The following is a 7,443-nucleotide window of genomic DNA, read 5'->3' as shown; positions in this document are numbered from 1 at the left end:
TATGTTCAATCATATTGATTGATTACCTATCATTGTTCAGTTTTCAAAGATCTGTACCAGTCTCTACTATCTTCTTTCGAAGCGTTTCATCAACTGGCGACTTGATTATTCTATCAAGTTCAGCTCATTCCGTCAAGCACTTTTTCAAAACTTTTTTAGAAGTTTTTTTGTGCTCATCGTTTGTGCTGTGTCCTAACGACTTGTATAGTATAGCACAAATTAAATAATCGTCAACATATAAAAGCATTATTTTTGCAACTTCATTTTAAATTCACTACATCTAATCATAAGCATACCTTAATTCCTCATTAATTTAGGTTTTAAATTGTATAACATCTTTTTTCAATCACTTTAGTTCATTTTATTTTTAACTAACTTTTCCTAATTACTACTAAAGCTAAATAAAAAAACCTCTCTAGACTGTATCCTAGAGAGGTTCAGTACTTTCACCATTATTATAGTAAAAGCAGTTCATATATTATTGTTGTTTGATATATTATTGTTGATTACGTACGTCGTTTTTGTTACGGCTCTTCCAGATAGCCCATAAGGATGTCGCTACGCAGATAGAGGAGTACGCACCACTAGCAAAGCCGATGATCATACAAAGCGCAAAGTTCTTCGTTGTATCTCCACCAAATACATAAAGAGATACGCAGGCAAACATAACAGTTGCCAATGTATAGAAACTACGATGAATACTTTGTGTAACAGAGGCGTTTGCAAGGTCTGCAAATGTATCAGAACGTTTATGCGTATGTGTATTTTCACGAACGCGGTCGAAGATAACTACAGACTCATTCATGGAATAACCTACAACTGTAAGTACAGCTGCCAAGAAAGATGCATCAATTTCCAATTGGAAATAAGAGAATACACCAAGTACCATAATCAAGTCATGGAAAATCGCAATCAACGCAGAGATTGCTACTTTATATTCAAATCGATAAGAAATATAAATTGCTAACGCCAAGAATGCAATGAGAAGGTTGGTTAACGCATGTTCTGTTACTTCAGAACCGATAACAGCACCTACTGTTTCAATACGCTTAACAGTATTTTGACCAACGTTTTTAGTCAAAGACTCAACAACGGCAGCGCTTTCACTAGATTCAAGGTTACGAGTACGGATCATTACATCCTTACCAGATGTATCACCTGTAGTATCACCAGAAAGTTGAATTTGTGCGTTTTCAAGATTGTATTCTTTCAAAACATCACGAACTTGGCTAACTTCTACAGGTTGTTCAAATACTACTTCAACAATCGTACCACCTGTGTAGTCGATACCAAAGTTAAAACCTTTCATGAATATCGATATTAAGCTAATGATTACAAGGATGGAGGAAATAGCAAACCACCAACGATGATGTTTAACTACGTTTAATGTCATTTGCGTTTACCTCCTTTCAATACTTTTGGTGCAAATGCGTCAGCACTTGTGCTTGGAGAAATATTCGCACCAAACCAGAATGGATGGTTTGTAAAATTACATTCAATTAACATGCGCAATAAGAAACGGCTTACGATAATTGCTGTAAACATACTTACTACTACGCCCACACCTAAGCTGATAGCAAAGCCTTTTACAGGGCCAGAACCTAAAACAGTTAAGATACCAGCTGTGATGATAACGGATACGTTCGCATCTGTAATAGTTGCCAACGCACGGCTGAAACCAGCCTCCATAGATACGCGCATAGATTTACCAGAGAATACCTCTTCTTTGAAACGTTCAAAGATAAGGATGTTCGCATCTACCGCCACACCCATGGACAAGATAATACCTGCGATACCAGGTAACGTCATTGTAGCACTAAAACCTTTACCTAATACTAGGAGTAAAAGCATTACATATACAAGCAATGCAATATTAGCTACGATACCGGATAAGCGATATAAAATAACCAAGAAAATCATGATCATCGCAATACCAGCACTGAAAGCTACTATGGATTTGTCTTTGGAGTCTTGCCCCAGAGAAGGACCTACTGTACGCACCTCTAATACATTAATTTTAACAGGCAATGCACCAGAACGTAATAAGATAGCTAAATCTTTAGCTTCTTCTAAGCTTTGACTACCAGAAATTGTTGCTTTACCACCTGTAATCGCTTGTTGTACTACAGGATTAGTCAATTCTTGACCGTCTAATGTAATCGCAATGCGACGGCCGATATTTTTAGAAGTCAAGTCAGCAAACTTTTTAGCCCCTTCATCACTTAACTCAATGGCAACAAGTGGTTGTTTGTTTTGACCTAATTCTTCTTTCGCATCTTTTAAATCATCACCAGTCATAACAGTTTGGCCTTGGTCATTTTTAAATTCCAACACCGCTGTTTTACCGATACGTTTAATCGCTTCGTCAGGATCTTTTACACCTGGCAATTCGATGATAATACGACGAGCACCTTCACGTTGTACTAATGGTTCAGATAAACCCATTTCATTAATACGACGCTCTAAGATTTGCTTTGCCCGTTCAACTGCATCATTGTCAGCTTTACCAGTTGCAGAATCTTCTGCTTCCAATACGATATGCGTACCACCTTGCAAATCAAGGCCTTGTTTCAAAGAACCCGCTAAAGGTTCAATACAATACGCAAAAGTACCAATGATGACAGCAACGACTACTAAAAACTTGATAATAGCTTTACCGTTCAAAATAGTTGCTCCCTTCTACTATACACAATGTATAACGCCCTGCTCTGTCACAATTTTGCTCATCCGTTGGTCCAATGCATCCATAGGAATTGGTGTATCCCACAATTGTACTGACCAACATACGCCCATAAATGTACTTGGTGAAAGTTCCTTGAGAAATCGATCATAATACCCATTCCCCATCCCCATGCGACCACCTTGACGGTCAAAGCCAGCACCAGGCACTAAAATCAAATCCAAGTCATGTGGATTAATAACCTCGTATGGCTCAGAGGGAATGCGTATATTTAACACACCCCGAGTGATAGATTCTAGAGACTTGAGACGAACTGCAATCATTGTCGTCTTATCTGTACAAACTGGAACATATACGGATTTACCATGTTCTAAAGCATGACGAATCACATCGTCTAAATTGGCCTCCTTGGGCATCGCCAAATAGGCCATAATGCTATTGGCTGATTTATATTCAGGACAGTTGACAATCTGCTCCGTCAATAGAGTCGTCCACGTATTACAATCAGCAACGGATAAAGCAGCGCGCTGGGACTTGCACGCCCGGCGCACTGCTTCCTTTGTATTCATTATTTTTCTTCCTTGTTTTTCTTAGAAAGTACGTTAGCAATTGCAGAACGCGCAAAGGTTAACTCCACTTTTTCAGATACTTGAACCTTTACTTTTTCATCATCAAGTTCAACGATTTCACCATAAATACCGCCTATAGTAACGATTTTTTGACCTTTTTTCAAGCTACCTAACAAGTTAGCGCGTTCTTTTTGTTGTTTCTTTTGTGGACGCCACAACAAGAAGTAAAAGATTACCACCATTAATAAAATAGGCCAGCTAGTTTGCAGCACTTGTAAAATATCTTCCATGTTATCCTCCTAGTTTAATAAATATGTATTTCTTTTCTAGTATAGCCACCTAATATAGATTTGACTAGACTTAATTACTATTTTTTGAAGCTATCCCAAAATTGCATTCTAAATTGAGGGAACCGATCTTCTAAGATGGCTTGTCGCATTTGACGCATAAACTCTAATAAGAAGTAGAGATTATGATACGTTACAAGACGCAATGCTAATATTTCTTCCGCCTTATACAAATGACGAATGTAAGCGCGAGAATAATTTTTACATGTATAGCATTGGCAGCCTTCTTCCAAAGGACCCCAATCATGAGCAAACTGAGCATTTCGAATATTAAGACGACCACTCCAAGTCATAGCCATACCATTTCGAGCAACACGAGTTGGATAGACGCAGTCGAACATGTCTATACCACGTGCCACGCCTTCTACTAGACAGTCTGCAGTACCAACGCCCATCAAATAGCGTGCTTTATTTGTTGGCAATAGTGGTGTAGTATACTCAAGAATTTCATTCATCAAATCATGCGGTTCACCTACAGACAAACCACCGATACTATAACCTTCAAAGTCCATAGCTACTAGCTCTTCCGCACTTTGTTTACGCAAGTCTTTGTACATGCCACCTTGCACGATACCAAACATACCTTGACGGTCATGAGCCTTACGAGCCTCTTGGCAACGATGAGCCCAACGTGTGGTACGCGCCGTAGAGCGCTTCGCATAATCGTGATCTGCAGGATATGGAATACATTCATCAAAGGCCATCGCAATATCAGAACCTAATTGTTCTTGTACCTTTGTAGCCACCTCTGGAGATAGGAACTGTTTAGAACCATCGATATGAGATCTAAAGGTTACACCCTCCTCAGTGATTTTACGCATATCACCTAAACTGAAAACTTGGAACCCACCGCTATCAGTCAATATGGCTTGATCCCAGTTCATAAATTTATGTAAGCCACCAGCTTCTTCTACTAGTTCAGGACCAGGACGAAGGAATAAATGGTATGTATTACTCAAAATAACTTGAGACCCCATCGCCTTTAATTCCTCTGGCGTCATAGTTTTAACTGTAGCTTGTGTACCTACAGGCATAAACATAGGTGTTTGGAAGGTGCCATGTGGCGTATGCAGTAAACCCGCCCGTGCCCCCGTATGAGGACATGTTTTTTGTAATTCATAAGTAATACTCGCCATGGTCCCTCCTAACGAATAAACATAGCATCACCAAAGCTAAAGAAGCGATACCGCTCTTTTACAGCCTCTTCATAGGCCGCTAAACAATGGTCACGACCAGCCAATGCGCTAATTAACATTAATAATGTAGATTGAGGCAAGTGGAAATTCGTTACCAATGCATCAATCATCTTAAATTTGTAGCCAGGATAGATAAAGATTTGTGTGGTCCCACTAATCCCTTGCAGTACCCCATCATCATTAGTAGCAGATTCAAGAGTACGTACCGATGTAGTCCCCACTGCAATAATACGAGAGCCTTTTTGTTTAGCTGCATTAATACGGTCTGCTGTATCTTGTGACACTACGAAGGACTCACTATGCATTTCATGATCCTCAATAGTCTCTGCCGATACAGGCCTAAAGGTACCTAATCCAACGTGCAAGGTTACAAACTCAAGCTCTACGCCTTTAGCTTTTATTTTTTCTAAAAGCTCTGGTGTAAAGTGTAGACCTGCAGTTGGCGCCGCAGCAGAACCTTTCTCCTTAGCATATACCGTTTGATAACGATCTTTATCTTCTAACTTTTCATGAATATATGGAGGTAATGGCATTTCACCAATTTCTTGTATCACATCATCAAATACACCATTGCAAGTGAACTCAATGATACGGCCTCCAAATTCAGTCTTATCTATTACAATCCCACTTAAGCGGTCGTCAAACTCTATGACTTGACCAACAGGACATTTTTTACCAGGTTTAACAAGGCATTCCCAGCGGTTTTCACCACACGGCGTTAGGAGTAATACCTCAACCTTGCCACCAGAGCCTTGACGATGTCCATATAATCTCGCAGGGATAACCTTCGTATTATTAAATACGAGTACATCGCCTTCGTGGAGTTCTTCTAGCAAATCGTAAAAATGCTCTTTATGCACAACTTCACCCGTTACTTTGTCCAAGGTTAAGAGTCGCGCTGTATCACGAGGCTCTACAGGGTGCTGAGCAATCAGTTCCTCTGGCAATTCATAATCAAAATCTGTAACTTTCATCGCAATCCTTATTAGTACATTTTCTTCAATGTAATGCCACTATAGTAGTGACGCAAAATAGTTTGGTAATAATTAGCATCCCCTGGAGTAGCGCGCTTAGCCATTTCCGCAGCGCCCCATTGAGACATACCAAGACCATGTCCCCAACCGTGGCCTTTAATATAGACAGTATCATTATTGCCCGTAAAGTTATGATATGCCTTACCCGTGCCTTTAGCAGGGTTGTGATTTACATAGAAATCAAATAGTGTAGATTTTAAACCTAAAATACTACGCAAGGAATCGCCATCTACTGTCGTCTTTCCAGAGGTGCCTATGAAAGTAGCACTCTTAATACGTCCAGACACGCCTCTGTCAGATGTTTGTTGACCAGGATTGCCAAGAGGAGTCAATTGAATACTCTTCAATTTGCCCACACCTTTACTTGCTGCATTGAGCTTACTTTCAAGAGCTTGACGAGATGTAGTAACGGTCCAGTTTGATGTAGATGTGCCAGTACTATAGTCTTTTACACCTTTCAAATATGGAATGTCATTCCCCCAAACATTGACGCTATCCTCTGTATAACCGCCACCATCGGAGTGGAATAAAGCATTGATAGGACGTTGGTTATACAGCATAACTACGCCTTTAGTTTTATTTACTGCATTTGTTGTCGCTTGGTACTCGCCACTCACACCACTATATACTTGGTGATCCGTGGAATTGCTCACATCATACAATTTACCTTTATTTTGTTCCATCGTATGAAGAGCATAGGTACGAGCTGCTACAGCTTGAGCCTCTAAAGCAGCTGCAGGCCAAGATGGTACTACCTCTTGTGGCACAACCCCATAGAGATAATCCTCAAGAGGAACAGAGTTAATCACCATCATTGTACCGTTATTAGCACGTAATGTAAGTCCACCGCGGTACCCTTTGCCTTCAAACAAGAATGGGGCATCACTATTAGTAGGTTTCAATGTAACTACTGTATCAATAGCCTTGCCATTGACAGCGATCTTACCACCTCGAACACCAATTGATGTACCACGATTAGCACTTATCGTACTAACTTGACCATTGCCACTGTTCAACACAACCATATTTGCTGTAGATGTAACAGTAGCATCAGAACTACGACTACCTAATAGAACACGTACATTTGGCACATGTTCGATTCGCTCTGTAGCAGGTGTCATCACAGAACCTACTTTATTACGAGTAATCACAGCTGTATTAGCTTTAATACTATCCGCTTCCGTTGTTTTCACTACCTTAGGAGTAGTTTGTTTTGAAGTAGCTGGCTTTTGAGCTATTGGTTTAGCGCCCGTAGCTACAGGTTTAGCAACTGGCTTTGGAGCAGTACCTGCAGGTTTTGCAACTGCTGTTGATTTAGCAGTGCTAACTGTTTTAACAGTCGTTGCTGGCTTAGCTGCAGTACTAGGCTTTGCTGCAGTACTAGGCTTTGCCGCATTCACCGGCTTAGCACTAGGTTTTGCCACAGTAGGTGTAGCAGTAGACTTAGAAGTCGTTTTCGCTACAGGCTTTGCAACGGGTTTCGTTACAAGAGGACGAAAACTAGATTTCTTCGTCGTATTTACTTTCGATACAAAACAACAACAAACACAACAAAAACCAGAAGGCAAAAACCCCACAAAAACAAAAAAAAACACCAAACAACCCCCCACAGCAACA

Annotated in this window: 7 protein-coding genes; all 7 read right to left on the bottom strand. The window is 40.2% G+C overall.

Annotated elements, in window-relative coordinates:
* Positions 1-496 precede the first annotated feature (496 nt).
* The 7 genes from secF to RYM16_RS08565 all read right to left on the bottom strand — a co-directional run bounded on the left by secF (position 497) and on the right by RYM16_RS08565 (position 7,403).
* Entirely contained in the window at positions 497-1,393 is an 897-nt protein-coding gene (secF, locus tag RYM16_RS08595) for a protein translocase subunit SecF (protein ID WP_009352696.1), read from the bottom strand.
* Positions 1,390-2,664, bottom strand: a complete 1,275-nt coding sequence (gene secD / locus RYM16_RS08590) for a protein translocase subunit SecD (protein WP_314983335.1) — start codon at positions 2,662-2,664, stop codon at positions 1,390-1,392. The genes secF and secD overlap by 4 nt, the downstream gene beginning before the upstream one ends.
* Before the next feature lie 18 nt (positions 2,665-2,682).
* Positions 2,683-3,249: a 5-formyltetrahydrofolate cyclo-ligase gene (locus tag RYM16_RS08585; RefSeq protein WP_314983334.1), complete on the bottom strand. Its 567-nt coding sequence runs from the start codon at positions 3,247-3,249 to the stop codon at positions 2,683-2,685.
* A complete protein-coding gene (gene yajC, locus RYM16_RS08580; protein WP_005387358.1) occupies positions 3,249-3,539 on the bottom strand; it encodes a preprotein translocase subunit YajC in 291 nt (96 codons plus the stop codon). Before yajC ends, RYM16_RS08585 begins: the two co-directional genes overlap by 1 nt.
* A gap of 77 nt (positions 3,540-3,616) precedes the next feature.
* A complete protein-coding gene (gene tgt, locus RYM16_RS08575; RefSeq protein ID WP_273298737.1) occupies positions 3,617-4,732 on the bottom strand; it encodes a tRNA guanosine(34) transglycosylase Tgt in 1,116 nt (371 codons plus the stop codon).
* An 8-nt stretch (positions 4,733-4,740) separates the two neighbouring features.
* Positions 4,741-5,766, bottom strand: a complete 1,026-nt coding sequence (gene queA, locus RYM16_RS08570; protein WP_314983333.1) for a tRNA preQ1(34) S-adenosylmethionine ribosyltransferase-isomerase QueA — start codon at positions 5,764-5,766, stop codon at positions 4,741-4,743.
* Positions 5,767-5,777: 11 nt separating this feature from the next.
* On the bottom strand, positions 5,778-7,403 hold the full coding sequence (locus RYM16_RS08565; RefSeq protein WP_314983336.1) for a SpoIID/LytB domain-containing protein: 1,626 nt from the start codon (positions 7,401-7,403) through the stop codon (positions 5,778-5,780).
* Between the last annotated feature and the right edge of the window lie 40 nt (positions 7,404-7,443).

Origin of the sequence: uncultured Veillonella sp. (assembly GCF_963524655.1) — a bacterium.
Lineage (GTDB): Bacteria > Bacillota > Negativicutes > Veillonellales > Veillonellaceae > Veillonella.
This window is presented reverse-complemented; position numbering and strand designations above follow the sequence as displayed.